The sequence below is a fragment of the Shimia sp. NS0008-38b genome (assembly GCF_040370365.1).
Taxonomy (GTDB): domain Bacteria; phylum Pseudomonadota; class Alphaproteobacteria; order Rhodobacterales; family Rhodobacteraceae; genus Shimia.
Map to the genome: position 1 here is coordinate 856,376 of NZ_BAABWQ010000002.1, position 25,680 is coordinate 882,055.

Sequence of the window (25,680 nt, forward strand, 5' to 3'; positions counted from 1 at the left end):
ACCGTGCGGTTGATACGTAGGGCAGGTGCCACATGAGTTGGGTCGGTCTCCTAGAAGGCGAGAGAAGCTGGTTTGACGCTCAAGGGTTAGCGCGGCTGTGTAACGCAGAGGCGCCTCAATTGGATGCGGAGAACACCTCAGTGCTGGCCACTCCGCTACCGCGCGGCAGCATGGTGGTGGAGACACGTGTCTCTCCGTACGATCGGCCACAGACACTCTTGGGGATCACAACGCTGACCGGAAGCGGGTTTCGCTTGTCCATGCAAGCCGTGCCGGGCGGCGGTATTGTGTTGGTGGTCCATCGCGGAGGTCAAACCTGCCACGCTACCGTCAACTTAGACACAGGTGGACGGGCAGACCTGCTTAGGATCACATACTCTTGGGATTTGACCGCCAAGACCGGTCGGCTGTGTGTAGAGCAGCCCGGCACGTTCCGGATAGAACAACGCGCCGTTGAAACCCCCACCGCTCTGAGCCTGCAAGACGTTGACGCCTGTATCAACGACAAGGATGCTCGAGTTGTTTCTTCTGATGTGTCCTTTTTGGCATTTTCCGATCGCATTGAGCCCATTGGCCCAACGCCAAGCCTGTCGCTGGATACGCCTGTCATGACCGACACCGGTTATCGACCTGTTGGCGCATTACAGCGCGGGGATGTGGTGCAAACATCAACGGGCGCCTTGGTGCCAGTTCTGGCCAATGTCCAGCGCACTGTACCTGCTGTGGGAAATTTCGCTCCGATCCGATTGCGTGCGCCGTATTTTGGTTTGGCACAGGACATTGTCACCAGTTCAACTCAGAGATTGGTGATTGGTGGAAGCCGCGTGGAATATATGTTTGGCGCGGAGAACGTGCTGTTGCCGATTGGCCATCTGTTGCACGGGACCGCGGCAACAAAAGGCAGCGACCTGCCGCTTGCAACCTATTGCCAGCTGTTGTTGCCCGATCATCAGGCAATACTGGCCGCCGGCACCTTTGTAGAAAGTCTAGATGTTGGCCGGTTGCGGCGTCGACGGGACGTTTTGCGCGCCAGTTTGTTAGCGGCCTACCCGCGCGCACTGCTGCCGGAGCACTCACGCACCGCCTATCCGGTGCTACGGGAGTTTGACGCGCTCACGCTTGCGGCCCAGCGCGCAGCGTGACGCGGTGGTTGAGCGCTCAGTGCTCTGTGCTCTCACCTTCGGTCTCTTCACCATGGTAAAATGGGGTCATATGCGCGACCACAACTGAGTTTTCATCCAGTGCACGTTGCATCAAGCTGCGTTCTTCTGAGTCGATGTCATGTCCTTGCTCTTCGCGCTCTTCAACAGTGCCATAGCCGGTGACATCCAATGGATTGAGATCTGCCTGTTTTAGGATGGCAACGGTTTCACGCACGGCTTCAGCTTCGTCGATACCACTTGCGTAGATCATCAAAGCTCCCCCGGTGGCATCATCCGGCAGACCGTCGCCGTCTCTACGACCAACCTGCACCAACAAGGTGTATACCTGCTGACGAGTCTTCTTCTTTTTCTCTTTGGTCATGCGTGGGCCTTTCTCGATGGTCCGCCCTTACCCTGCTCTTTGCCGGTGGGTCAACTGCTGGACAGAGCACGCAAGCTGATCCCTAAAATTTTTAGGACATTGGATCCAGATATCTCCAACGGGAGTCACCTTTTGGAAAGGGTTTAAGAACAAACTGTTGGAGTACAGAACGTGCCGTTGTTTTCAGGTTGTGAGTGTTCTAAACGCTTCGCGCAACCCGAAGTCGTGCGATCACAAATTTGATATTTGAACCGCGCGAAACGCCGCACCAACTCCCAGGGAACACTTGTGGAGCATACGATAATTTGACGGCCAAGGCCGGAGGGAAAACTCATGCCAGTTGCATCTGAATTGCCAATAGAAACCTCTGCAAGTGCCATGGACATGGCGGAGTCAATGTTTGGCTCTGGAGTGGATATTCGCACGGCCAACTATACGGGCAATGAAGCGTCTTCGGGAATCTACTCCAGCGGTGAGTCCGTGGCGCCCGACGTGGCCCCGTCTGATACCGGTGTCATCCTTTCCACAGGCCGTGCCTCCGATATCACCAACAGCAGTGGTGACGTGAACACATCCGCAAGCACCACAGGGCAAATGGGGACATCTGGCGACAGCGATCTGTCGGGTGTGGGCGGCGGCACAAGCTATGATGCCGCGGTGTTTGAGGCCACCTTTGTGCCAGCGGGTGATACGCTCACAATGCAATTGGTGTTTTCTTCTGAGGAATACTTGGAATACGTAGACACTGGGTTCAACGACGCCGTTGGAATTTGGGTAAACGGCGAGCCCGCTGTGCTGACCGTCGGTGACGGTGATATCACCATCGACAACATAAACGACGAAGACAACAGCAACCTTTATGTCAACAACCCAGCCGACGGCGAAGTCGTCAATACAGAAATGGACGGGTTGACGGTCACGCTGACTCTGAAGGCTCCCGTGCAGGCCGGTGAAATCAATACAATCAAAATTGGCATCGCCGATATTGGCGATGATAAATATGATTCAAATCTACTGATTGCAGGCGATTCCATTCAATGTGCCCTGATCGCCGCAGACGATGCTTACGACATCAATGCAGGTGGCTCACAAACTGTGAACATCTTGGCCAACGACGCAAGCCCGACCGGCGCGACTTTGACGATCACCCGTATCAACGGCCAAGAGGTCGGTGCCGGAGACAGCGTGCTGCTGGCGACGGGTGAAACAGTCACGCTAAATGACGATGGCACAATCTCTATAGAAACGGACAACGATCAGGGAACAAATACGTTCACCTATCAAGTTGAGGATTCCGAGGGCAACACCGACACGGCCTTTGTTGAAATCACCACCACCGCGCCTTGTTTTGTGAGTGGCACTCAGATTGTCACACAGGCCGGTCTTGTCAAAATCGAGGACCTTGAGCCCGGGCACAAGGTGCTGACGCGGGACAATGGGTTTCAACCATTGGTCTGGATTGGCAAAAGCACACGGATGGCCACCGGCAACGATGCCCCAATCCGGTTCGCAAAGGACGCGCTGGGCTCACATGACCACGTGGAGTTTTCCCCCAACCACCGCGTTCTGATCAAATCATCTCAAGCTGCGATGCTGTTTGGTGAATCTGAAGTGTTGGTGAAAGCGAAAGACCTGGTAAATGGCAGCAGTATCACAGTGCGCGAAGACCACACACCAGTCACATACGTGCATCTGCTGTTTGAACGGCATGAGATTGTTCGTGCCAACGGACTGGATAGCGAAAGTTATCATCCCGGTCAGGAAACGCTCGATAGCTTTGATGCGGAAACGCGCGAAGAAATCCTGCGCTTAATGCCAAACACCGATGCGATGATGGGATATGGTTACGGGCCCTGTGCGCGCGTTTCGCTGCGCAAATTCGAAGCTAGGGCGCTTTTGACGGCAGCATAGGGTAAAAAAGTCTCCTTTCGTTGGTCATTTGGATAGGTCAGCTAGGGGAGAACCAACCTTCTGTTGACCCACCTGAAAGGGGCGCGCTAAGGGGGGCCAGAACAATTCCGGTACTTACCCATGCGCATCCTTCTGGCAGCCTCGCTCGCGATCCACTGTGTTCTGGCGATGGCGTCGTCCTCATTGGCTCAAACAAATGACACATTGGTCTTCGGGACGGTGGACCGTCCTCCTTTTGCCAGCTTGGGCGATGGCGCGCCAAGCGGCTTTAGTATCGATCTGATCACTGCAATCGCAACCGATCTGGAGGCAAAAATCGCTTTTGCCCCTTTTGACAATTTTGGAGACATGCTGAGTGCAGTACAGGATGGGGCAGTGGATGGGGCGATTGCCAATATCTCGATCACAGCGTCACGCGAAACTGTCATGGACTTTAGTCAGCCGATTTTCGCAAGCGGCATCCAGATTCTTATGCCTGCGGAAGCGGGCTCCTTGGCGCGCATTGGTGGATTGCTCACACGAGAGATTCTGACGGCGATCTTGATTGCGTTGGGTCTCTTGTTTGGCGGCGGCATGATCATGTGGATGTTTGAGCGAAAGCACCAACCCTATTTCGACCGTCCGGCCAAAGATGCCCTATTCCCGTCCTTCTGGTGGGCGCTGAATCTTGTGGTGAACGGCGGGTTTGAAGAACGCATGCCACAGTCACGACCAGGGCGGTTCTTTGCTGTTTTGTTGGTGGTTGCCAGCCTGTTTGTGGTCTCTGTCTTTGTCGCGACGATCACCGCGGCTGTGACGGTCGATGCGTTGCACGATTCAGTGGATTCAATCAATGATCTGGATGGCCGCAATGTTGGAACCGTAGAAGGCTCAACCAGCGCACGCTTTTTGGATACGCGCGACATCCGTTACACAAGCTATGACTCACCTCAGGCAATGCTCGCGTCGTTCAAAGACAATACCATCGATTCCGCCGTCTTCGATGGACCGATCTTAGCCTATTTTGAAATGACAGAAGGTCGCAACAAAGCCCGCCTGATCGAGCGTGTGTATCAGCCTGAAAACTACGGCATTGCCTTTCCAGACGGCAGCGCATTGCGTGAAGAAATCGACCAGTCTCTGCTAAAGCTTAGAGAGGATGGCACCTATGACGCGCTTCTTGAAAAGTGGTTTGGTGCGAATTTTCGGAACTAGACTTTTCGCGGATAGATCCGGGAACCGGCACATCGTCAGCGTCTAGGTACAGATGCAAAGAAAAAGCCAGCCTGATATCTCAGGCTGGCTTCCATTTTCTATCAACAGTGACTAGTCGCGCAGCAGCTCATTGATACCGGTCTTGGAGCGCGTGCGCTCGTCCACACGTTTTACAATCACTGCACAGTAAAGATTCACACCGTTTTTAGACGGCATGGAGCCTGCAACGACCACGGAGTATGGCGGCACTTCACCGTACATGACTTCACCAGTTTCACGGTCCACGATCTTGGTGGACTGACCGATAAACACGCCCATGCCCAGCACAGAACCTTCGCGCACGATACAGCCTTCAACCACTTCAGAGCGCGCACCGATGAAGCAATTGTCTTCAATAATGGTTGGACCAGCTTGCATTGGCTCCAAAACACCACCGATACCAACACCGCCAGAAAGGTGCACATTTTTACCAATCTGCGCACAGGACCCCACAGTGGCCCACGTGTCGACCATGGTGCCCTCGTCCACATAGGCACCGAGGTTCACAAAAGAGGGCATCAACACCACGCCCGGCGCGATAAAGGCGGATTTGCGCACCACACAGTTAGGAACCGCGCGGAACCCAGCAGCCTTCCACTGGTTTTCGCCCCAGCCTTTGAACTTGCTGTCAACCTTGTCCCACCAGCCAGAGCCCTGTGGTCCGCCATCTTGGAGTTCCATGTCTTTGATACGGAAGCCCAACAGAACTGCTTTCTTGGCCCATTGGTTCACGTGCCAATCGCCACTGTCCAGTTTCTCAGCCACGCGTAGGCCGCCGCTGTCGAGTGCGTTTAGTGTGTCTTCGATTGCTTCGCGGGTTTCACCGGTGGTTGCAGGCGAAATGGTATCGCGCGCCTCCCATGCGGCTTCGATGGCGATTTCCAGTTGGGCATTAGACATATTTCAGGCTCCAGATGTCTTGGATTTGCGCCGTTTTAACGGGATCAGAGGCGGGCGTCACGCCCTCTTTGCTACCATTATTGCAGCGGATCAGGCGCGATGTTGGCACCGCAGAGTAGAACAGCAACTTTCTCGTCCGGTTCTGGCGCGTAAGCACCCGACATCAATGCCGCCAAAGCAGTGGCGCCCGCAGGCTCCACCAACAGGCGATGATCTCGCCAAAGAGCACGCTGGGCATTGGTGATGGCCTCATCACTCACCAACACCGTCTCCGTACCAGTAGAGACGGCTAGGTCAAAACAGATCTGGCCAATGCGTTTCGCGCCCAGAGCGTTGGCCGCCACACCAGAGACGTCCACGTCCACAGGATCTCCAGCCTCAAGCGCTGCATGGAGTGCGCAAGAGGTTTTCGGCTCCACCGCAACCACACGTCGCCGTCCATCCAGCCACGCCATCGCGCCCGCAATCAAGCCACCACCGCCAACGGCGATCAAGACCGTGTCGGCATTCAGGCCCTGATCCTCCCATTCATAGACAACGGTGCCCTGACCACCGACTGTGGCTGGGGCGTCATACGCATGGATTTGCATCGCTCCGGTGTCAGCCTCATATGCCAACGCCTGATCCAAAGCATCGGAATATGCACCGGGCACGACCACCAAATCAGCGCCTGCGTCGCGGATCAGAGCGATCTTTGCTGGTCCGGCCATTTCCGGAACGTAAATCCGGGCTTTGTGTCCAAGTTGACGCGCAGCATAGGCAACCGCAGCCCCATGATTGCCGCCTGATGCGGCCACAAGCCCAGCGGACGGCACATTCTGAGACAAAAGCGTGTTGAATGCTCCACGGGCCTTAAACGTACCGGTATGTTGCAATTGTTCGAGTTTCATCTGGATCGGATACGCCAACCCAAAGCCACGTTGTACAGTCACAACTGGGGTGCGCTGTACATGCCCTTTGATCCGCTCTGCTGCGGTGGTAATCTCAGATTTCCAGTCCATTTTCTGCCCCCAACTGGTTTTATTAACCAAAACCCTATAGGCCTGAATAAAACGCGCAAGCAAGGACTGCTTAGATGAAAGAAGATCGTCGTCATCCACTTTCGGATGCTCACTCGGATCGCGAATCCGCCTCTCTTGTTCCCGACACACCCCAAACCCGTGCGCCGTCTTATCGACTGGCATTTGCGGATGAAGAATTCCTTTGTCGCGAAGAGCTGCGCCCGGTGCGTTTGCAGCTGGAATTGCTAAAACCGGAACTGGCATTAGATGAAGACGGAATCGAAAGCACGGTTGTTCTTTTTGGTGGCGCGCGCATTCCAGAACCGGCGAAGAAAGACTCTGCCCGCACCAAAACACTCGCGGATTTGTCCGAGTTCTACGAAGAAGCCCGCAAGTTTGCACAGATCATAACCAAAGCCAGTGACGGCAAAAAGAACGTGATTGTCACCGGCGGTGGCCCTGGTGTGATGGAAGCCGGCAACCGCGGCGCGGTAGAGGCTGGCGGTCGCTCCATTGGCCTCAACATCGTACTGCCGCATGAACAAGCGCCAAATGAATACGTGACGCCTGATCTGTGTTTCAATTTCCACTATTTCGCGATCCGCAAAATGCACTTTCTGATGCGTGCCAGCGTGATTTGTGCCTTCCCTGGTGGCTTTGGCACATTGGATGAATTGTTTGAAGCGCTGACGCTGATTCAGACCGGACGCATGCAACGGGTGCCGGTTCTGCTGTTCGGTCGAGAATTTTGGGAAAAGATTGTAAACTGGGATGCGCTAGCGGATGCAGGCACAATTTCCGATGAGGATCTCTCGCTTTTCCGCTTTGTGGAGACCGCCGAAGAAGCTGTCTCCGTGATCGACTCCTGGGAAGACAACAGCACTCGGGACGCTATTCCGGGGCGCTAAACGTCTGAACGAGCTTTGGGTAAATGCCCGTTCTGCCTGTACGATATCGGATGGGCAGATCGGCGACCGCTCAAGTCCGGCGCATGGCTGTATCTCGCCTCGGTCACGTTCGGCAGAAGCAGCCCCTTTTTCGATGATGGTCAAAAGGCCTCTACGGTCGCGACTTAGTGAAACTGTGTTGGCAGAAAGCCTAACTCAATGCCTTGAGGTAGTTTTGTCACCACTTGTTTTCCAGCGACATCTTTGATCGCGTAGCCATATCCAGCCAAGCGGAACTTCCATTCGCGTGGGCTCAGAGAGTTGTTTTTTTCGCGTCTCAGAATGTCCAGTGTAGGCGCGTCAATCATTGCGCCGCCGATGTCTGCATGTGTCATAGGTCAATCCCTTCCGTTTGTTGACAGAATGGAAACTGACTGTTGATCAGGGCGTAATTGGTGCGTGATTGTGGAAAATTTTAGACAAACTTTTCCTATGTTAGGTTTTGGCTTTCTTGTTCGCCAGAGATGGGAACAGATACTTTGGCACCAAAATCCCAGCGATCAGCGCGCCCAGCCATACAATCAGTGTCGCCGCCAGCAGGTTTGCAATCCCGCCAATCGTGAAATCACTCACCAACAGCTCAGTTATGATCAGACCCGCAAAGGTCACACTCAACGAAAGACCGCCCAACAGTTCGGGGATCTTCTTCTCTGAAATCTTGCGTATGATCGGCAACAGCACCACTGACACAACTGTAAAGACCAAAGTAACGATGATTAGACCCAAGACACCAATTGCGAAGCCAGGCAAAAGCAAACTGGCTAGCAAAAGCCCGACGGCATTGGCTATCAGATGGGCGGCGGTGGACAAAACAAAATTGGGCATAAGACAGCTCTCTAAATGAAACTCTCACCCAGAGTACCTGTTTTTCGTATTTGTACCAGTCCTATGGCACAGCTCACACTTGAGGCACGCCAGCCTCAGCCGCAATCTGTTTGCGCGACTTGCGTGCTCGTTCCGTGGCCGATTTCAGTTGGCCGCAAGCTGCCATTATGTCTTCGCCCCGTGGTTTGCGGATCGGGCTGGAGTACCCCGCTGCATGGATAATATCAGCAAAAGCGTGAATGCGATTATTAGAACTGCGCTTATACGGAGCACCCGGCCATTCATTGAACGGGATCAAGTTGATCTTGGCCGGAATGTTGAACCGCTTTATGTGATCGACCAAGCGATGTGCGTCTTCTTTGCTGTCGTTCACACCATCGAGCATCACATACTCAAACGTAATGCGTTCTGAATTGGACCCCTTGGGATAATCTGACAGCGACTGCAGCAGCTCTTCAATGTTCCAGCGTTTATTGATCGGCACCAACATGTCACGCACGTCATCGGTTGTGGCGTGGAATGAAATCGCCAGCAAGCAGCCTATTTCCTCAGCGGTACGTGCGATTTCAGGCACCACTCCAGAAGTGGACAAAGTGATACGGCGGCGGGACAGTTGGATGCCTTCCGGGTCCATGGCGATTTTCATCGCGTCACGCACATTGTCGAAATTATAGAGCGGCTCCCCCATACCCATCAGCACAATGTTGGACAACAAACGTGGGCTGTCCTCAGTCGTACGAGTGCCAGGTGTGGGCCATTCGTCAAGATCATCGCGCGCCATCATCACCTGCCCGATAATTTCGGCAGATGTCAGGTTGCGCACCAGCTTTTGGGTGCCTGTGTGGCAGAATGAACAGGTCAGCGTGCACCCCACCTGTGAAGAGATACACAAGGTGCCGCGATCGGTCTCAGGAATATAGACCACCTCAACTTCGTGCCCGCCAGCGATACGCACCAGATATTTGCGCGTGCCATCCTCAGACACCTGTTTGGTGATCACTTCAGGAATGCTGATTTCAAAAAGCGCATCCAACTCTGCCCGATAGGGTTTGGACAGGTTGGTCATCTCGTGGAAATCACGCACCCCCCATTGGTAAATCCACTGCCAAATCTGGCCGACCCGCATTTTGGCCTGCTTTTCTTTGGTGCCATTGGCAATAAGCGTCTCGCGCAGCTGGTCACGCGTCAATCCAACAAGGTTGATCTTGCCACCTTCGGGCAACTTACGAGGAATGGTCATCACGTCCTGCGTGATTGGCGCGCTGGTGCTCATGGTTCTGGGACTCATCTGGGAATTCAAGCGGTGCAGATACACCATTTAGGGGCTTTTGCAAACAATGCCAGATGAGGACCCGCCATGCCGACACATCAAAGCGGCCTCACGCGCGCTTCTTGACATCAACCACTTGAGAGGCTTCCCGCTTATCCAATCGCCGACGCCATTTGTCCGATTTGCCCTGCAGCGCCAGTAACTCAGGGAACAAATCCGACATCTCGTCAGCCTGCACGGTTGTAAACATCTCCATTGCAGCCCCTACGTGGCGCATCTCAATGTGCATGCCGTTGACGGTCAAAACTTGTGGCGTGTCACACAGCACCAAGTAGTACCGCGTCATTGGGACGCCGGTTTTGTCTTCAGAAATACCGCGCCACCCAATCAGGTCCTTTGCAGGAACCAAAACTTCGCGCGCGGTGAAAGCCGTTTCAAATTCGGGCGCGCTCATCCAAATCCGTGCGTTGGGGGACAGCGCGCAGTCGCGAATGGGCACGTTACGTCCCAGTGCGCCGGCAGGCACTTTGACTGATGGGGTACCCGCCGTCAGCATGCCGACCCACCGCACAGCGGTTAGCCCTCTGTCGCGGCTGACAATCTCGTCGCCCGCAACCAGATCCTGCACGGGCACCTCGCCGCGTCGCGTGGCGATACGTGTGCCCTGCGCTACAAGACTTAGATCGGCTTGATTAAGATCTGGCGCGAGTGCCAATTCTTGCGAAGCTACTTGTTGATCTGCCTGTCCCATTGATTGCTCTCCCATGGACGATGCTCCAACCGATTGTGTCGGCTGGCCTCCCCCATGGTGGCAATATTTGGCAGTCTAAAAGGCCCTGGCAGGGGCCTCAGCGATGTTACTTACACCGCTGTTCGGCATCCTCAACAGCCGCGGTAAACCCGCGCAAAGAGAACGTATCTTGGGTCCTTGTCCCGCGCGACGAGCGCGCAGACAACGTTGCATCCGCGCCGCGTTTCATCGCCGCCATCAGCTTTGCGTCATCGCCTGAAGAGGCGGGCCAACCCCACTCACCGTCGGTGATCAGCACGAAATTCTGGTCCCCGATGGTCACATCCACTGTGGAGCCACCCGCAAACGGATACCCACCGGTGAAACCAACCTGACCAGCCACACTCTCGTGCGGCAGAAAAGACACCATCAAAAGCACATCGCTGCGGCGCACCGCCACAACCTGACCGCCACGTGTGTTGACGGATTCTTTTGCAGCAGCCACAGCCCAGCATTCTCGCTTGTCGCCATCTTTGTGCTCAAAGACGCTCCAGTCGGTAATGGCATTGACCTGATTTTCGCTGGTCGCCTGTGCATGTACACCTACGGCCCACAGTGACCCGAAGGTCACCACCAGCGCTTTCACCAAACGTGATGTCATCTGTTCTACAGCCTCCCAGCTGTGAATTGCCTCAATTGCTCCACCCTTTTTGGCTTTTGCCATTTGTGTCGGGTTGGACTTTGTTCTACTCGATGAACGTAGTGTAGCCTATATCTTTGCCTCGGCGAAAGTCCCGATGGCACAAAATTGCCCATGAAAGCGAGAGTCTGATGACCCAAGCCGTGCCCATGACCGAAATTTGGCGGGGAGACATCCTTGAAAGCATGCACAGCGGGCATGCGGTGGTGTGTAATGTCGAAGGGGACATCGTGGAAGCTTGGGGGGACCCTGACGCGATTGTTCTTCCGCGCAGTTCCTCGAAGATGATTCAGGCGTTGCCACTGGTAGAGAGCGGCGCGGCAGACGCGGCTGGATTGACAGAACAGCATCTGGCAATGGCTTGCGCATCTCACAATGGCTCAAAAATCCACAACGATTTGGTCAACAACTGGTTGGCCGCGCAAGGTTTTGGAGACGACGACCTGATCTGCGGCCCACAAGAGCCGCGCGACATTGCTGTGCGGGACGACCTGATCCGCTGCAACGATCCTGTGTGTCGCGTGCACAACAATTGCTCGGGCAAACACACAGGCTTTCTGACGCTCAGCAAACATTTGGGTGCAGGTGCCAACTATGTGGACATGGATCATCCCGTGCAGAAAGCGGTTCTGGCGGCACACGAAGAGCTGACACAAGAAACCAGTCCTGGGTATGGCATCGACGGCTGCTCTGCCCCCAACCATGCCAGCACGCTCAAAGGGATGGCCCGCGCTATGGCATTCTACGCGTCTGCAAGAGAGGGACAGGGGACGCGCGAAACCGCCGCTGCGCGTTTGCGCACCGCGATGGCCAAACATCCGGAATACGTGGCAGGCGAAGGGCGCGCCTGTACCAACCTGATGCGCGCTATGGGCCATTCTGTTGCGATCAAAACCGGCGCAGAAGCATATTTTATAGCGATTTTGCCAGAACAGAAATTAGGGGTCGCATTGAAAATCATTGACGGTGGGACACGCGCTGCGGAAAACGCCATTGCGGCAGTTCTGGCCAAGTTAGGTGTCTTGGATCCGGCAAATCCTGAGGCCGCCAAGTATCTTGATGCGCCGATCCGCAATTGGGATGGTCTACAAACGGGGATGATGCGGGCCGCCCCGGCGTTGCGCTGATATCAAAAGAGCGCTTGCGGTATGACACCTCAAGCGCTCGCAATTCCAGTTCAAAACTTCGCTTTGCGTTTTGATCAAGGACAGCCTTCAACCAACACACCAGATTGGCCCCACCGTCATCGATCACACCAATTTTGGGGGCGCACCAGCAGAGTTGCCACCATCTACAAAGTCTTCGCTGCTTCTAACTCTTCGCTAAGACCGTGCTGGTGTTTTTTGTTGTGCTCACTCCGGCAAATCGCGACGGGTCGATGCTGTTGATGTGCCCAGACATCAAACACAGTGCCATCCAGTCGGATTTTTCAGCGCGCGCGACATACTTGATTGAGCGCTTGTCACAGCACATCCCACAATAGTTTCGCCGCCAACGCAACAGACGTCACAACCAGCAACGGCCGTATCAGGCGTGCGCCTTTCGCCATTGCCATCTTTGCCCCCAAACGCGCGCCAAGTATTTGCATAAGCCCCATAGACAGGCCAATGGCCCAAAGCGGGTTCGCAACCAAAAGAAACCCAGCAAGACCTCCAACATTTGAGGCGAAGTTCAAGAGCTTGGTGTGGGCCGTGGCCTTCAGAATGCCGTAGCCGCCCAGCGCCACGAAAGCGATCATGTAAAAACTGCCCGCCCCTGGGCCCAAAATGCCATCGTAAAACGCCACAAATGGCACAGCCGTGAGCGTGAACAGCACCGGCTTCATGCGAGCGGTACGGTCCATGTCGCCCGGATCTTTGCGAAACGCGAAGAACATCGCAATCCCGATCAAAAGCACCGGAAGGATCAAACGTATCCAATCTGTCGGCAATATAGAGACCGCCAACGCCCCCAGCAACGAGGCAACAAACGCCAATGCAGCTGGCCCAAGTTGTGTCTTCAGATCGACCAGGCCACTTTTGGAGTAAGAATACGCAGCTGTGCCAGAGCCAAACATACCTTGAATTTTGTTGGTGGCCAGTGCCTGAACCGGTGGCACGCCAGCAATCATCAAAGCAGGAACGGTGATCAAACCTCCGCCCCCGGCAATCGCATCCACGAAGCCCGCAAAAAACCCAGCTGCCAGCAAAAGCAACAGTCCGTCTATTCCAAATTCAAGCATATTTTACTCGGCCACAAATTCGGTTTTGGCATACCCTTGGATATACAGAAGAGCCGTTAGATCGCCGTGGTTGATGCGAATATCACATTCCGCAGCGACCGAAGGTTTAGCATGCAAAGCAACGCCCGCGCCGGCCAACCCCAGCATGCCCAAATCGTTCGCGCCATCACCCACAGCCATCACATCCGCATGACCGATGTTCAACTGCGCCGTTATCTCTTTGAGCGCCTGCACCTTTGCTTCACGTCCCAAAATTGGACGCCCCACGTCACCCGTCAGCTTGCCGTTTTCCGTCAACAACGTGTTGGCGCGGTTCTCATCGAACCCTAACGCCTCAGCAACTTTCGAGGTGAAGGCCGTAAACCCCCCTGACACCAAAGCGGCATAGGCGCCATCCGCTTTCATTGTCGCCAACAGCGCTTTGCCGCCTGGCATAAGAGTGATGCGCTCTGCCAGAACTTTGGCAATCACAACCTCATCCAGATCCCTAAGCAGACCCACACGTTCGGTCAGCGCGCCGTCAAAATCCAGTTCGCCGTTCATCGCGCGTGCCGTGATGTCTTTTACATGTGCGCCAACACCCGCTTCCTCTGCCAGTTCATCAATGCATTCCTGCTCGATCATGGTGCTATCCATATCAGCCAGAAGCATCTTTTTACGACGGCCCTGTCTGGGCAAAATTACCAAATCAATGCCCATATTTTGCAGATCAGCCCAGACATCCCAGCGATTGTCAGGCATCGCGTCGAGTGCAAACTCTGCCGCCTCTGAGGGTGCCAACCACTGTGCCTCACCGCCACCCCAGGCGTTGCGCAGGTTTTCCACCAACGATGGTTCAAGCGTCGGGGAGTTCGGGGCAGTTAGCAGCGTGGCAATATACATGTCAGCCTCAGTTGGATAGCTCAGTTACGATCTCGCGCTGCATAGAGCATGGCGTGCCTTCTATTGCCAGCCCAGATTGGCTCACGACGCCGACCGCATTTCGCTCAAAGCTGCGCGCGCTTCATCAAGTGCGGCGATTCTTTTTGCGCGACGTCGATCCACCCAAGCAACGAAACCAGCGTGTTCTGCGCGAAATCGTTCTGCCATCTCTAAACTTTTGGTTCCGGACACTTTCTGATGCGTAGAAAACACCTGTGAATCATCCTTCGGCTCGGTTTCTAGATGGTCACGTATGAGGGTAAGGACACTCCGTGGCGAAAAGGCATTGACCAACTCGTAGCTCAGTCGGAGCGGCTTATGCGGCATTTGAGCCAGAACAACCTCAGTGCGCCATTCTTGAACAAGCATGCGAAGCATCGCGCTTCGAATGGCGGACGCATCATAGACAAAATCCCTGTCCGCCTGCGCCAATTCCTTCGTGCTAGAGAAAACCGACTGAGACACTCCGGTCTGCACCATACGGCTCGCAGACACAGATTGCGCCACAAGGTCCTCTCGAATCAACCAAATCAGATCAGTCGGACTAAGGGCTCGCCGAAAACGACGTGACGATTTGAACATAATCATCATCTGTAAATAAGTTATTTCACACCCGAACACCCTGCCATCCCGTCGCGCGCGCAAAAGTCGATCAGCGTAACTCTCCAAACTGTCTGCACCCAATTGTTTGGCCAGTTGGGGTACGATATCCGGGTTGAAGCACTCATCTGGATGCCCCAATCCACCAGCTCTGGTGATAAAATCAGTCAGTCGCGTACTGCCGCTTCGAGGTGTAAAAAATATGACGTATCGTTTGTCAGGAAACACACTTGATAAATCAGTCACCTCGGACGGCAGACCAACGTAGGGGTCACGCAGAAGATACTGTATTTTCTCAATCACTCCAGGCATCTGCAACGCTCGCGTCAGGACATTCAGCGCTAAATTGCGCGAAAACGGATCCGTTTGAAACCCTGAGACATAGAGTTTCCGATAGGAGACAGAGCACGTCGCATTTGAATCACAATCCGTCGCTCAAGTGGATTTTGCATGTTGTGCGTCCGGGGCAACCCTTCTATGTCCGTCGGTGGGACACCTCTCCCCAACGAGAGGCATTTATCTGTAAGGATAGCATTGATGGCTACTCAGCAACCGGCAACGCGGCCGGCTAACCCGCGTTTTTCTTCTGGCCCATGTGCCAAACCCCCTACATTTGAACTGTCCAAACTGGCCGACGCTCCTTTGGGTCGCAGCCACCGCGCAGCTGTTGGCAAAGCCAAGCTGAAGGATGCCATCGAAGGCACCCGCGAAGTTTTGGGCATCCCCGCTGATTACAAAATCGGCATCGTTCCTGCGTCTGACACCGGCGCGGTTGAGATGGCTCTGTGGTCGCTGCTTGGCGAACGCAAAGTTGAGATGCTCGCATGGGAATCCTTTGGCGCGGGCTGGATCACCGATGTGGTCAAACAGCTGAAAATCGACGCCGAAGCCAAAGTGGCTGACTATGGCCATCTCGTTGATCTCGCTTCTGTGGATTTTAGCAACGATGTCGTTTTCACGTGGAACGGCACCACCTCTGGTGTGCGCGTGCCAAACGGTGACTGGATTGACGCCGACCGCACCGGCCTGACCATTTGTGACGCAACTTCCGCTGCCTTCGCTATGGACCTGCCGTGGGACAAGCTCGACGTGACAACTTTCTCCTGGCAGAAGGTTCTGGGCGGCGAAGCGGCCCATGGTGTGATCGTTCTGTCCCCACGTGCTGTTGCGCGTCTGGAAAGCTACACGCCTGCATGGCCGCTGCCAAAAATCTTCCGCCTGACCAAAGGCGGCAAGCTGATTGAAGGCATCTTTACCGGCGCGACCATCAACACGCCGTCGATGCTGGCTGTTGAGGATTATCTCTTCGCGCTGGATTGGGCCCGCTCCGAAGGCGGTCTGAAAGGTCTGATCGCACGTGCTGATGCCAACGCGCAGGCCGTGTTTGATTTCTGCGACGCGAACGATTGGATCGCAAACTTGGCCGAAGATGACGCGACACGCTCTAACACCTCGGTCTGTCTGAAGTTCACAGACGATCGCATCCAAGACGGCGCGGCCTTTGCCAAAGCCGTTGCGAAACGTCTGGAAGCTGAAGACATCGCTCTGGATATCGGCGCCTATCGTGACGCGCCAGCCGGTCTGCGCATCTGGTGTGGTGGCACGGTGGAAACCGCTGACATCAACGCCATGCTGCCTTGGCTGGCATGGGCTTTTGAAGCCGAAATCGCAGCACAAGCCTAAGTGAATTCCTGTCCGGCCACGCCGGGCAGATTCCAACTTTCCCATTCAGGCCACATACGGCCCCCGACATCAAAGGACGCTCAACATGGCTCCCAAAGTACTCGTTTCCGACAAACTCAGCGAAACCGCCGTTCAGATCTTCCGTGATCGCGGCATCGACGTCGATTTCATGCCCGATCTTGGCAAAGACAAAGACAAGCTGGCCGCAGTGATCGGCCAATACGACGGCCTTGCGATCCGCTCGGCCACCAAAGCCACAGCAAAGCTGCTGGAAAACGCCGACAACCTGAAAGTCATCGGCCGCGCAGGCATCGGCACAGATAACGTCGACAAAGAAGCCGCCTCCAAGAAAGGCGTGATTGTCATGAACACGCCGTTTGGCAACATGATCACCACCGCCGAGCACGCCATTGCGATGATGTTCGCCGTGGCGCGCCAGATTCCAGAGGCCTCTGAGTCCACCCACGCAGGCAAATGGGAAAAGTCCAAGTTCATGGGTGTTGAACTGACCAACAAAACCCTCGGCGTGATCGGTGCAGGTAATATCGGTGGCATCGTGTGCGACCGTGCCCGTGGACTGAAGATGAAAGTGGTCGCCTATGACCCCTTCTTGTCTGAAGAAAAAGCCGACAAAATGGGTGTAGAAAAAGTCGAATTGGAAGAGCTGCTGACACGCGCTGATTTCATCACTCTGCACGTTCCGTTTACCGAGCAGACCGCCAACATCTTATCCGCTGAAAACCTCGCCAAAACCAAAAAAGGCGTGCGCATCATCAACTGTGCCCGCGGCGGTCTGGTGGATGAGGAAGCCCTTGCCGAGCTGCTGAAATCCGGCCACGTCGCAGGCGCGGCATTTGACGTTTTCAAAGAAGAGCCCGCGAAAGAAAACGCTCTGTTCAACCTACCCAACGTTGTGTGCACGCCACACCTTGGTGCGGCAACCACAGAAGCGCAGGAAAACGTGGCCCTGCAAGTGGCAGAGCAGATGTCCAACTATCTGCTGACCGGCGCTGTTGAGAACGCACTGAACATGCCGTCTGTGACTGCCGAAGAAGCCAAAGTCATGGGCCCTTGGATCAAACTGGCCGATCACCTCGGCGCGTTCTCCGGTCAAATGACCGACGAGCCAATCAAAGCGATCAACATCCTCTATGATGGTGTGGTGTCGGAAATGAACCTTGCTGCTCTGAATTGTGCGGTTGTTGCTGGCATCATGAAAAAGGCCAACCCAGACGTGAACATGGTTTCCGCGCCAGTGGTTGCCAAAGAGCGCGGCATTCAGATCTCCACAACCAACCAAGACAAAACCGGCACTTTTGATGGATACATCAAGGTGACCGTGGTGACCGACAAACGCGAGCGTTCGGTTGCAGGCACTGTGTTCTCTGATGGCAAGCCACGTTTCATCCAGATCAAAGGCATCAACATTGACGCCGAAGTGGGTGAAAACATGCTCTACACCACCAATGAAGATGTCCCGGGCATCATCGGTACTTTGGGTCAGACCATGGGTGAGAACGGCGTGAATATCGCGAACTTTACACTTGGTCGCGCCGATGTTGGCGGTGAAGCCATTGCACTGCTTTACGTGGATGCTCCTGTGCAAACACCAATCTTGGACAAGCTGTGTGACACCGGCATGTTCCGTCAGGTTAAACCACTGGTATTTGATGTCGCCTAAGAGCGCGCGAACTTGAGATCAAAGGGGCATCCAACTGGGTGCCCTTTTTTTGTGACTGTTGACGATCTGCGACCCCGATCACGTCTGTTTCAGCCGTATTCTAAATTGGAGCTTTCGCAATGCAGACCCAACTGTTTGAGAACACCGACAAATTAGCGCGGCGCACGTCACCCACCTTCTGACACTGGCCGAAGCCAGTGACGCGCCGATCAACATGATCATATCTTCGCCCGGCGGACACGTGGAAAGCGGCGATATGGTGCATGACATGATCCGTTTCATCAAACCTCAAGTGCGCACAATTGGGCCCGGATGGGTCGCCAGCGCGGACGCACTGATCTATGCGGGGGTGGCGCCTCAGAATCCGGTATTGCCTGCCAAACACCCGCTTCTTGCTACATCAGCCGTCTGGAGGGATTGGCGGACAGGCCAGCGACATGGCCATTCAGGCCGAGCAAATTCGCATCATGCGCGAACGGTTTTACCATCTCTTTGCAGAGGCCACTGGACAGAAAGCCGAGAAGATCGCTGACGACATCAAGCGTGATTTCTGGCTGAATGCGTCTGATGCGGTGCGCTACGGTCTGGCAGGAAAGATCATCTCGTCTATTGATGAGCTAAATTAGACACAGTGCTTAACTGTGTCTTGAAGTGCGACGACACAATGTCCTAAAGAAATACCTGATTGCGTTGAAAAAAATTTGTTCTGTGCCTGCATCTCAGACGCAGTATTGGGGGGCCTATGGCCGAAGCAATTTACGCCGTTGGCGACATTCACGGTCATGTTGAAAAGCTGCAAGAGGTGCTTGAGTGCATTGAGCGCGATGGTGGGCACGACGCAAAAATCGTCTTTTTGGGCGATCTTGTTGACCGGGGTCCCGACAGCCAGCGCGTTGTCGAAACTCTACGACTTGGGGTTGCACAGGGTCGAAACTGGACCGTTCTTAAGGGAAACCATGATCGTATGTTTGAATACTTCATGGAGCCGTCACCCCGCCCGGATTTGCGTTTGCGGTTGGATCTTTATTGGCTGCATGAACGCTTGGGCGGTGACAAAACGCTGATGTCATACGGCGTGCCATTTTCTGCAGACGCTAAGTTGGGAGAGATCCATGCCGCTGCGCTTGAAGTGGTTCCAGAGTCACATGTGACCTTCCTTCAGGGACTGCCCTACCATTTGCAGCTCGATAGTCAGCTGTTTGTGCACGCCGGCGTGCGGCCCGGCGTCGCGTTAGAAAATCAATCAGTCGACGATCTTTGCTGGATCCGCGAACCGTTTTTGTCCCACACCGGGGCCTATCCTTGGATGGTGGTGCACGGCCATACACCTGTGGATCAGGTCACGCATTTTGGCAATCGAATCTGCGTTGACACTGGCGCTGGGTACGGACGCGCCCTGAGTGTGGCAGTGTTTGAAGGCAGAAGCACCTGGGCGTTGAGCAAGGATGGACGGCAACCATTGACGCCCATGTAACTCAAGCAAAGGCTTCTGAAGCACGAGATTGAGACAGAAGCTGGTATGTGTGACTGTGAGAGGGTTGATTGGTGACTTGATGCGCCGATCCTGTTTCCACCACTTCCCCGGCTTTGAGCACCAAAAGGTGGTCACACAGGCTTCCTGCGACGCTTAGGTTTGAGCTGCTCATCACCAGAGACATATCCAACAAATCCTGGATCTCAAGAAGCAAATTGAGCATTTGCGCCTGTACTGAGACGTCCATCCCATAAGCCAGTTCGTCAACAACAACCAATCGAGGCCTTGTGACAATGGTCGCCGCAAGAGCGACCTTTTGGCATTGTATTTGAGACAGGGTCGCAAGCCGCCTTTCTGAATCCGCATGGCCAATTCCAACCAATCGCAGGGCCTCAATCACCCGCGCCTGCTTAAGTGCCTTGTCTTTAAGACCGGTTCTGGCCAACGCAGCGGCGACAATTGCGTATGCTGTCTTGCGGCGGCTGAGAAAGTCGATTGTTTCACACGACAAGTACCGCAGATTTGGCCCAAATCTCCGACGTTGCGCTTTGGTTAGGGTTGCCACCTCTTGCCCCATAAATGTGACGTGCCCGACCTCCGGGTCTTCCAGACCCAATAAAACTCGTAGAAGTGTCGATTTTCCGGCACCGCCGGTGCCAACGATACCCAACGATTCCCCGTCTTTTATGGAAAAGGAAACATCGTTAAGAGGGCGCAGTTCGGGTGCTGCACGAAACCAACCTCGGATGGCAGGACGGAACGACTGCCCTACGCGATCCACGCGCAATACTGTGTCTCGGCTCCTACCCATGACAAGCCCTTTACCCCATGTTTCATCGACCACCATGTGCGCTGCCCACGCACATTCACAGAATGACAACCGCGATCGATTTTCATGTCTTAGAGCGCTACTGCTTAAGGGTTTCTTTAAAACCAAGCACCCAAATCGGTTTGTTCCCTGCGGTTTTGAGAGAAAATGTTTGGAGCTTGATCGGCAGAGTCATTTTGCTCAGGTAAGGGTGCATTTTCGACCGTATTTTGCCTGCGGAAATTTGCTTGCCTTGCCTTAGGAGCATGCCTATACACCGCGTCGGCGCCGCTGTAGCTCAGCTGGTAGAGCACGTCATTCGTAATGATGGGGTCGTAGGTTCGAGTCCTATCAGCGGCACCATATTTTTAGAGCAGGTACGTTGAGTACTATTCACACAGCCATTTTCCGGCACGGCTTTTGCCAAATGAAGGGCGAAGTTGCTCTTGCTCCATTGCCACCGCGCAACTTCGAAACATCACGCTAAACTCTGCCACAGAAAATGCTCGGCCTCGCTCAAACCATCGTAGTTGCCGCTCGTGCGCGCCAGCATCACCTGACCTGACAAATAGCGGTTCAGTCGCAAAGTTTGCTCGCCATTTCCTTGTCGCCAGAATTTTGCGACTGCCCCCCAATATACCCCCGATGGTTATGGCCACCGGGCAACTGGTGTGCGGCACCGCCCTTCTTTGGATCGCAACGCTTGTTTCTGGCACCAGTTTGCCAACTCATCTCTCGAGCCCAACGGTATATGCGATCCTTGGCGTTTCCGTTCTAAGTACCGCGATCCCATCGCTGTTGATGTTCTGGTTGGTGCGCAACGCTGGAGCATTTAACGCGTCAATCTTGGCGTTCTTCATTCCGGTCAGCGCCGTAATTTTGGGCGTGGGGCTACTGCAAGATCCGCTAACCTTAGCTACGGTCGGCGGTTTTGCATTGGTCCTTTTGGGCGCCGCACTATCCACAACTCGGCCTGCCAAAGTCGCTGTGAAACAAGAAACCTAGAATCTACAAAACCTGCGGTCGCTTGCCCAAAATATAACTTAGGCAAGCGACCCCAAAAATGCTGGCCGCATTGCACGCAACTCCTCCGCCAAATGATCAACAAGCAATCGAACCCGAGCTGTCTGACGAAGATCAGAATGCAACAGCAACCAAATTGAGCGATCCAAATAAGATGTTGTGCCGGGTACCTCGATAACATTGTCAAAATTGCGCACAGTGACGTGCGGGAGATAGCTCATCCCCATTCCAGCCGCGACCATTTCGATGATCAGTGTTGGTGACCGCAGTTTGTAACGCACTTTTGCACGTGGAAACGGACTGGCGCGCACCCAATCCGGAAGCGCAGCGCGATCCCCCCAACCGATCCATTGCAGCCCCTCGCCCTTTGGACCAGCCGACGCAAAATGACGTTCAAGATAGTCTTTACTTGCAAAAATACCGCCCGCAATCTGGAGCACTTTGCGCCCGACCACATTGTCGTCAACCTGATGGGCTATACGCAGCGACACGTCCGCTTCCGCGCGATTTATGCTTTCGATCCGGTTGGTCACCGTTACCACCAATTCGATATCTGGGTACTTTTGCTCAAACGACGCCAACATGCGTGGAACCTCCATTGAGGCAAATCCGGTTGGCAAAGACAAACGCACGGTGCCCTGCGCCTCGTGGTCCAACCCTTGCACGCGCCGTCGCGCCGCAATCACTGCGGTCTCTGCTTCCTCAGCAAGCGGCACAAGGGCTTCTCCGGCTTGCGTGAGCTTCAAGCCACGACGCGACCGATCAAACAAGCGCACACCGTATTCTTCCTCAAGTGCACGCAGGTTTCGATCTACCGTCGCATGTGTGGCCTCCAGCGTGTCCGCGGCCGCGCGCAAGCTTCCCGAACGCGCCACAGCCAGAAAATACGGAAGCTTGGTCCAGTCATGGGCGGTGTTTGTCAACTTAGTGGCTCCTTTTTGATCCACAGCGTCACATTTTTGGGTGTTTGTTTCGAAAATAGAGCAACTAGGTTTGCGAGGTCAACCGACGGCACCACACCACCGGTCACCGTCGGGAAACGTATTCAGCGCGCATTCAAGCACGCGCACTCAAACCAACAGATGAGGACATACATGAAACGCAGAGAGTTTATCGCCACCACGGGTCTCGCTTTGACTGCCCTCGGCGTGCCCGCGCAGCTTTGGGCCAAAGGCGACGCAGACTTCCCATTCGAAATGAAAACACAAGATATCCTTGGCCACAAAATGGCGTATGTCGACGAAGGCACAGGCGACCCTATCGTCTTTTTTCACGGCAACCCAACATCATCTTACTTATGGCGCAACGTCATCCCACATGTCACTGACACCCACCGCGCGATCGCTGCGGACATGATCGGAATGGGCAACAGCGACAAGCCGGATTTGGCCTACACCTACGATGATCACGCGGCACATCTGCACGGGCTTTTGGACGCGCTTGATTTACAGAATGTGACACTGGTTCTGCATGATTGGGGCGGCGCGTTGGGATTTGACTGGGCAATGAAAAACCCCGACAAAGTGAAAGCCATCGCCTACATGGAAACCATCGCCCCCCCAGTTTTGCCCTTTGAAAGCTACGACGTCATGGGGCCATTGGGAGAAATCTTCAAGGCCTGGCGCACCACAGGTGTTGGTGAAAAAATGATTCTTGAAGACAATATGTTTATCAATGAAATGCTGGGAAAACAGGGCGTCGCCACCCCGCTCTCAGACGAGGTTTTAGCGCACTACAACAGCTACTACCCGGATGCGGCATCACGCGCGCCAATTCTGGAGTGGCCCCGTCAAGTGCCGATCGGCGGCGTGCCAGAGCGCACAACAAAGCTGACCCTTGAGATTGTCGACTACCTCACGACATCTGAGATACCAAAGCTGACTTTCCACGTCACGCCGGGTGCGATTGCCCCTCCAGAGGCGATTGCGTGGATGAAAGCAAATGTCCCAAATTTGGAGACCCTACATCTCGGCCCGGGGGCGCATTTCATTCAAGAAGATTACCCACATGAAATTGGTCGCGGTCTCGCTGAATGGCTGCAACGGGTATGAGGGAGGACATCACGATGCCAAACAAAACATTATATGGTCGCCACACTCTCAAAACCGAAGTGGCAGTGAATGCGCCGGTAGAACAAGTCTGGGAGGTGTTGTCGGATTTCAGCGCTCCGGACACTTATGCTGAGCAGGTGACGCTGTCCTATAGCCTCACACCGGACAAACATGGTCTGGGCGAGGCACGGCATTGCGACATCAAGGGCTTTGGTAGCATTCAGGAAGAAATCATCGCTTGGCAAGACGGTCGCAGCTTAACCTACTCTGTGACCCCTCTTGGGCCCTTGGGTAAATCTGTGAGCCGCTGGACCGTTGACCCCGACGGGGATGATCGCTCAAAAATCACGGTAGAGCTTGGTTATGATTTACGGTTTGGGCCGCTGGGGTGGCTGATGCATGTGCTGGTCATGCGTCGCGCGTTGCAGAAGGCCATTCCGCAGGGCCCCGAAGCGCTCAAAACGCGTGTGGAAACCGGGAACTCTATCCGACAACGCCGCGCGCCTGTCGGCCAGCCACAGATGAATCCGAGCCACGCTTAAACATCTGCCTGAGAAGCGCGCGGAGGTCATCTCTGCGCGCATTACCTCTCTAGTATCGGCAAATTGTTGTGGGAGTTCAGCAACAAGACAACAGACAATGCTATCGAGACGGCAAGGACGGCGAACACACCACATAGACAGCGCCCAATCCGCTTCGCACATGAAGGGGTCGATCTCGTCAAATGTATGCGGACAGGATCTCCATCATGACGATCCCTAAGAGAGCGGGACTAATGCACCCGCCTAAAGGGTTAGACGGCAATGTCACACAATCGTGTCACGACGTGACGGGGAGCACCGTCCAGCTGCCTTGTTAACACCAATCGCTCATCCATACCTTTCATCGCACAGAACAAAAAATATTTCAGGGAGTGCTATCACATGAAAATTCAACAGAACGCCCCCCACCAGACCAGTTCAGAAATCACCGCTTTGTTTCAGCGCACACGCGCCCGCACAGATATGCTTGTGGCGCCGCTGTCAGCCGAAGACATGATGCTACAATCCATGAGCGATGCCAGCCCAGCAAAATGGCATTTGGCGCATACCACTTGGTTCTTTGAGCAGTTCATCTTGCGCGAGCGTCTGCCCGAGTATCAGTCCCCTGATGATCGTTTTGCCTTTCTGTTTAACTCTTATTACGTGCAGGCTGGTCCACGGCATGCCCGTGACAAACGTGGTTTGATCTCTCAACCTGATCTGCCCGCTGTGAATGCCTATCGCGCCCATGTTGAAGACAGCCTTCAGGCGCTGCTGCAATCGGGGCGCGATGATACTGACGACATCGCCAAACTGGTAGAGCTCGGGTGTCATCATGAAATGCAACACCAAGAATTGTTGGTGACCGATCTGTTGCATGGCCTGTCCTACAATCCCTTGCTGCCAGCCTACCGCGATCCAGAACCCATGCCGGTGACCCAAGAGGAACCGCTCACCTTCACCAAACATGACGGCGGTCTTGTAGACATTGGCCACGCGGGAACGGACTTCGCTTATGATTGCGAAACACCGCGCCATCAAAATTACATTGCGCCGTTTCAACTGGCTGATCGGGCGGTCACCAACCGCGACTGGATCGCATTTATGGACGACGGCGGGTATGATGCACCGTCCTTGTGGCTGATGGACGGATTTACGGCGCGACAGCACGAAGAGTGGATGCATCCGCTGTATTGGTGGCAACAAGACGGTTCTTGGTGGAGCTATACATTGCGAGGCCCTCAACCAGTGAACCTCGATGCCCCCGTGGTGCATGTGAGCTACTACGAGGCAGAGGCCTTTGCACGATGGGCTGGAGCACGGCTGCCACGCGAGGCCGAACAGGAACTGGCGACGCGCGACACGCCCATCCATGGCAACTTTCTCGACGACGGCGCGCTCAGACCTTTGCCCGGTGGTGGCTTTTGGGGAAATGTCTGGGAATGGACGGCCTCTCCATTTTCACCCTACCCCGGTTTTAAGACGCCCCAAGGCGCCATTGGAGAGTACAATGGCAAGTTTATGGTGAACCAATTTGTGCTGCGTGGCGGCTCCTGTGCCACACCTCGCGAACAGATGCGGCCAACCTACCGAACCTTCTTTTATCCACACCAACGCTGGCAAATGCTGGGCCTGCGCCTGGCAAAGGACGTGTGA

Annotated in this window: 26 protein-coding genes, 1 tRNA gene and 1 pseudogene; 15 read left to right on the forward strand and 13 right to left on the reverse strand. The window is 54.7% G+C overall.

Translation table 11 applies throughout. From position 1 onward, the window contains the following. The first annotated feature begins 32 nt into the window (after window positions 1-32). The gene (locus ABWV47_RS10275) at window positions 33-1,142 is read left to right on the forward strand and encodes a Hint domain-containing protein (protein WP_353311392.1); all 1,110 of its coding nucleotides are present in this window, start codon (window positions 33-35) and stop codon (window positions 1,140-1,142) included. 16 nt (window positions 1,143-1,158) lie between these two features. Here ABWV47_RS10275 and ABWV47_RS10280 read toward each other — a convergent pair whose 3' ends face one another. Continuing rightward, a complete protein-coding gene (locus ABWV47_RS10280; RefSeq protein ID WP_353311393.1) occupies window positions 1,159-1,524 on the reverse strand; it encodes a DUF8846 family protein in 366 nt (121 codons plus the stop codon). Between the two features lie 333 nt (window positions 1,525-1,857). Here ABWV47_RS10280 and ABWV47_RS10285 point away from each other — a divergent pair, with 333 nt between their 5' ends. Together ABWV47_RS10285 and ABWV47_RS10290 are read left to right on the forward strand one after the other, a co-directional pair. Continuing rightward, window positions 1,858-3,435 (forward strand): choice-of-anchor L domain-containing protein, encoded by a 1,578-nt coding sequence (locus ABWV47_RS10285; RefSeq protein ID WP_353311395.1) that lies wholly within the window; start codon window positions 1,858-1,860, stop codon window positions 3,433-3,435. Window positions 3,436-3,555: 120 nt separating this feature from the next. Next, a complete protein-coding gene (locus ABWV47_RS10290; RefSeq protein WP_353311397.1) occupies window positions 3,556-4,629 on the forward strand; it encodes a transporter substrate-binding domain-containing protein in 1,074 nt (357 codons plus the stop codon). Window positions 4,630-4,740: 111 nt separating this feature from the next. On the opposite strand, the gene dapD is transcribed toward ABWV47_RS10290, so the two are convergent. Together dapD and ABWV47_RS10300 are read right to left on the reverse strand one after the other, a co-directional pair. Then, the gene (gene dapD / locus ABWV47_RS10295) at window positions 4,741-5,568 is read right to left on the reverse strand and encodes a 2,3,4,5-tetrahydropyridine-2,6-dicarboxylate N-succinyltransferase (protein WP_353311399.1); all 828 of its coding nucleotides are present in this window, start codon (window positions 5,566-5,568) and stop codon (window positions 4,741-4,743) included. Between the two features lie 77 nt (window positions 5,569-5,645). Continuing rightward, window positions 5,646-6,569 carry a threonine/serine dehydratase gene (locus ABWV47_RS10300; RefSeq protein ID WP_353311401.1) on the reverse strand — a complete coding sequence of 308 codons (924 nt, stop codon included), beginning with the start codon at window positions 6,567-6,569 and terminating at the stop codon, window positions 5,646-5,648. Between the two features lie 74 nt (window positions 6,570-6,643). On the opposite strand from ABWV47_RS10300, the gene ABWV47_RS10305 reads away from it, so the two are divergent. Beyond that, window positions 6,644-7,477: an LOG family protein gene (locus ABWV47_RS10305; RefSeq protein WP_353311403.1), complete on the forward strand. Its 834-nt coding sequence runs from the start codon at window positions 6,644-6,646 to the stop codon at window positions 7,475-7,477. Window positions 7,478-7,641: 164 nt separating this feature from the next. Here the strand turns inward: ABWV47_RS10305 and ABWV47_RS10310 are convergent, their stop codons facing one another. The 5 genes from ABWV47_RS10310 to ABWV47_RS10330 all read right to left on the reverse strand — a co-directional run bounded on the left by ABWV47_RS10310 (window position 7,642) and on the right by ABWV47_RS10330 (window position 11,002). Next, entirely contained in the window at window positions 7,642-7,851 is a 210-nt protein-coding gene (locus ABWV47_RS10310; RefSeq protein ID WP_353311405.1) for a hypothetical protein, read from the reverse strand. 100 nt (window positions 7,852-7,951) lie between these two features. Further along, entirely contained in the window at window positions 7,952-8,341 is a 390-nt protein-coding gene (locus ABWV47_RS10315; protein WP_353311407.1) for a hypothetical protein, read from the reverse strand. 73 nt (window positions 8,342-8,414) lie between these two features. After that, window positions 8,415-9,614: a dual-specificity RNA methyltransferase RlmN gene (gene rlmN / locus ABWV47_RS10320; RefSeq protein WP_353311409.1), complete on the reverse strand. Its 1,200-nt coding sequence runs from the start codon at window positions 9,612-9,614 to the stop codon at window positions 8,415-8,417. A gap of 106 nt (window positions 9,615-9,720) precedes the next feature. Further along, window positions 9,721-10,377, reverse strand: a complete 657-nt coding sequence (locus tag ABWV47_RS10325; RefSeq protein WP_353311411.1) for a Hint domain-containing protein — start codon at window positions 10,375-10,377, stop codon at window positions 9,721-9,723. A gap of 91 nt (window positions 10,378-10,468) precedes the next feature. Continuing rightward, entirely contained in the window at window positions 10,469-11,002 is a 534-nt protein-coding gene (locus tag ABWV47_RS10330) for an invasion associated locus B family protein (protein WP_422062737.1), read from the reverse strand. A 170-nt stretch (window positions 11,003-11,172) separates the two neighbouring features. Between ABWV47_RS10330 and ABWV47_RS10335 the strand changes: the two genes are divergently transcribed. Then, window positions 11,173-12,168, forward strand: a complete 996-nt coding sequence (locus tag ABWV47_RS10335; RefSeq protein ID WP_353311415.1) for an asparaginase — start codon at window positions 11,173-11,175, stop codon at window positions 12,166-12,168. A 335-nt stretch (window positions 12,169-12,503) separates the two neighbouring features. Here ABWV47_RS10335 and ABWV47_RS10340 read toward each other — a convergent pair whose 3' ends face one another. From ABWV47_RS10340 to ABWV47_RS10350, 3 genes are all read right to left on the reverse strand, one after another. Further along, window positions 12,504-13,262 carry a TSUP family transporter gene (locus ABWV47_RS10340; RefSeq protein WP_353311417.1) on the reverse strand — a complete coding sequence of 253 codons (759 nt, stop codon included), beginning with the start codon at window positions 13,260-13,262 and terminating at the stop codon, window positions 12,504-12,506. A gap of 3 nt (window positions 13,263-13,265) precedes the next feature. Further along, window positions 13,266-14,144 (reverse strand): phosphoserine phosphatase SerB, encoded by an 879-nt coding sequence (serB, locus tag ABWV47_RS10345; RefSeq protein WP_353311419.1) that lies wholly within the window; start codon window positions 14,142-14,144, stop codon window positions 13,266-13,268. 81 nt (window positions 14,145-14,225) lie between these two features. Next, the gene (locus ABWV47_RS10350; RefSeq protein WP_353311421.1) at window positions 14,226-15,086 is read right to left on the reverse strand and encodes a Stf0 family sulfotransferase; all 861 of its coding nucleotides are present in this window, start codon (window positions 15,084-15,086) and stop codon (window positions 14,226-14,228) included. A 234-nt stretch (window positions 15,087-15,320) separates the two neighbouring features. On the opposite strand from ABWV47_RS10350, the gene ABWV47_RS10355 reads away from it, so the two are divergent. The 5 genes and pseudogenes from ABWV47_RS10355 to ABWV47_RS10375 all read left to right on the forward strand — a co-directional run bounded on the left by ABWV47_RS10355 (window position 15,321) and on the right by ABWV47_RS10375 (window position 19,621). Beyond that, complete coding sequence (locus ABWV47_RS10355) at window positions 15,321-16,466, forward strand: phosphoserine transaminase (RefSeq protein ID WP_353311423.1); 1,146 nt, start codon at window positions 15,321-15,323, stop codon at window positions 16,464-16,466. A gap of 85 nt (window positions 16,467-16,551) precedes the next feature. After that, window positions 16,552-18,147, forward strand: coding sequence for a phosphoglycerate dehydrogenase (gene serA / locus ABWV47_RS10360; protein ID WP_353311425.1), 1,596 nt, complete (start codon window positions 16,552-16,554; stop codon window positions 18,145-18,147). A 208-nt stretch (window positions 18,148-18,355) separates the two neighbouring features. Next, a pseudogene (locus ABWV47_RS10365) lies at window positions 18,356-18,451 on the forward strand (ATP-dependent Clp protease proteolytic subunit); the annotation flags it as partial. Window positions 18,452-18,488: 37 nt separating this feature from the next. Beyond that, a complete protein-coding gene (locus tag ABWV47_RS10370; protein WP_353311427.1) occupies window positions 18,489-18,773 on the forward strand; it encodes a ClpP family protease in 285 nt (94 codons plus the stop codon). Window positions 18,774-18,889: 116 nt separating this feature from the next. After that, window positions 18,890-19,621 carry a metallophosphoesterase family protein gene (locus tag ABWV47_RS10375; RefSeq protein WP_353311429.1) on the forward strand — a complete coding sequence of 244 codons (732 nt, stop codon included), beginning with the start codon at window positions 18,890-18,892 and terminating at the stop codon, window positions 19,619-19,621. Window position 19,622: 1 nt separating this feature from the next. On the opposite strand, the gene ABWV47_RS10380 is transcribed toward ABWV47_RS10375, so the two are convergent. Further along, entirely contained in the window at window positions 19,623-20,432 is an 810-nt protein-coding gene (locus ABWV47_RS10380; protein WP_353311431.1) for an ATP-binding cassette domain-containing protein, read from the reverse strand. 284 nt (window positions 20,433-20,716) lie between these two features. Here ABWV47_RS10380 and ABWV47_RS10385 point away from each other — a divergent pair. Both ABWV47_RS10385 and ABWV47_RS10390 read left to right on the forward strand, forming a co-directional pair. After that, a tRNA-Thr gene (locus ABWV47_RS10385) sits at window positions 20,717-20,792 on the forward strand. Between the two features lie 255 nt (window positions 20,793-21,047). Further along, window positions 21,048-21,434 carry an EamA family transporter gene (locus tag ABWV47_RS10390; RefSeq protein ID WP_353311433.1) on the forward strand — a complete coding sequence of 129 codons (387 nt, stop codon included), beginning with the start codon at window positions 21,048-21,050 and terminating at the stop codon, window positions 21,432-21,434. Between the two features lie 38 nt (window positions 21,435-21,472). Here ABWV47_RS10390 and ABWV47_RS10395 read toward each other — a convergent pair whose 3' ends face one another. Beyond that, window positions 21,473-22,375: a LysR family transcriptional regulator gene (locus ABWV47_RS10395; protein ID WP_353311435.1), complete on the reverse strand. Its 903-nt coding sequence runs from the start codon at window positions 22,373-22,375 to the stop codon at window positions 21,473-21,475. A 171-nt stretch (window positions 22,376-22,546) separates the two neighbouring features. On the opposite strand from ABWV47_RS10395, the gene ABWV47_RS10400 reads away from it, so the two are divergent. The 3 genes from ABWV47_RS10400 to egtB all read left to right on the forward strand — a co-directional run bounded on the left by ABWV47_RS10400 (window position 22,547) and on the right by egtB (window position 25,680). Beyond that, window positions 22,547-23,503, forward strand: a complete 957-nt coding sequence (locus ABWV47_RS10400; RefSeq protein ID WP_353311437.1) for a haloalkane dehalogenase — start codon at window positions 22,547-22,549, stop codon at window positions 23,501-23,503. Between the two features lie 14 nt (window positions 23,504-23,517). Next, window positions 23,518-24,045: an SRPBCC family protein gene (locus tag ABWV47_RS10405; RefSeq protein WP_353311439.1), complete on the forward strand. Its 528-nt coding sequence runs from the start codon at window positions 23,518-23,520 to the stop codon at window positions 24,043-24,045. 381 nt (window positions 24,046-24,426) lie between these two features. Next, on the forward strand, window positions 24,427-25,680 hold the full coding sequence (gene egtB / locus ABWV47_RS10410; protein WP_353311441.1) for an ergothioneine biosynthesis protein EgtB: 1,254 nt from the start codon (window positions 24,427-24,429) through the stop codon (window positions 25,678-25,680).